1 protein-coding gene is annotated in these 1,397 nt (G+C 46.6%); it reads left to right on the forward strand.

All coding sequences use genetic code 11. The features are described from left to right. A partial coding sequence (locus tag B3O33_RS15105; protein ID WP_292363905.1) for a ribonuclease R family protein occupies positions 1 to 1,397 on the forward strand: 1,397 nt, incomplete at both ends.

Below are 1,397 nucleotides of genomic sequence, written 5' to 3' on the forward strand. Positions count from 1 at the left end.
TGGCATTGTTTCCAAAATGAATCTGGTCCGTGGCCGCGTAATGGGTCATCCCGAAGGCTTTGGCTTTTTGATCCCCGATGAAGGCGGCGAAGATTTATTTCTCAGCGAACGAGAAATGCGTGTGGTTTTGCATGGAGATCGCGCACTAGCCCGTGTGAGTGGCACTGATCGTAAAGGTCGTAAAGAAGGTGCGATTGTAGAAGTGGTACAGCGGGCCAATCAAACTGTGGTGGGTCGTTTGCAGGCAGATGCCAGCCTGTTTTATTTAATACCGCATAATCGTCGTATCAGTCAGGATATTATGATTCCTGCACATGAGCTAATGGATGCCAAAGACGGCCAAATCGTTGAAGCCGAAATTACCGAACATCCTAATAAACATCGCTCTCCTCTGGGTAAGATTGTTGCTGTACTTGGCGATCACATGGCACCGGGTATGGAAATCGATATTGCGCTGCGCAGCTTTGAATTACCTCATGTCTGGTCCCCCAAAGCACTTGCCCAGGCAGAAAGCTTTGGTGAAACCATTCCACAGGAAGCAATTAAAGACAGATTGGATTTACGTGATCTGCCCTTAGTCACTATTGATGGCTCGGACGCACGTGATTTTGATGATGCTGTTTACGCCGAAAAACTTGATTCAGGTAACTGGCGTCTGTGGGTCGCCATTGCCGATGTTTCATATTACGTTAAACCTGAAGATGATCTCGACCAGGACGCTCAGGAAAGGGCAACCTCGGTATATTTCCCGAGCCAGGTCATTCCTATGCTGCCAGAAGCATTATCCAACGGATTATGCTCGTTAAACCCTGAAGTTGATCGTTTGTGCATGGCCTGCGAAATGATCATCAATCAGGATGGTGAAATTGAATCCTATCAATTTCATCAGGCTGTAATGAACTCCAAGGCACGGCTGATTTACGAACAGGTTGCCAGCATCCTGCAAGATAGCGATACGGCATTGCGTGAACAATTCGCTCATGTGCTCCCGGGTCTTGAAACCATGTATGAATTGTTTCATATCATGCTCAAAGCCCGTGATAAACGCGGCGCAATTGATTTTGAAATGACCGAAACGCAGTTCCTGTTTGATGAAAACCGGAAGATTGCTTCAATTGAACCACGTAAACGGAATGATGCGCATCGGTTGATTGAAGAGTTTATGATCGCGGCCAATGTTGCTGCAGCGAAGTATCTGCTCTCCAGTAAATTACCGGTTTTATATCGTGTACATGAAGTGCCTTCAATTGAAAAACTGTCAGCCCTGCGGGAATTTTTGGGTGAACTCGGGTTATTTTTAGGCGGCGGTGATGAGCCTGAACCGGGTCATTATGCTTCATTACTTAAAACTGTCAGTAAACGTCCTGATGGGCACTTGTTGCAAACGGTCATGTTAC

It is taken from the genome of Methylophaga sp. UBA1464 (assembly GCF_002325665.1).
Lineage (GTDB): Bacteria > Pseudomonadota > Gammaproteobacteria > Nitrosococcales > Methylophagaceae > Methylophaga.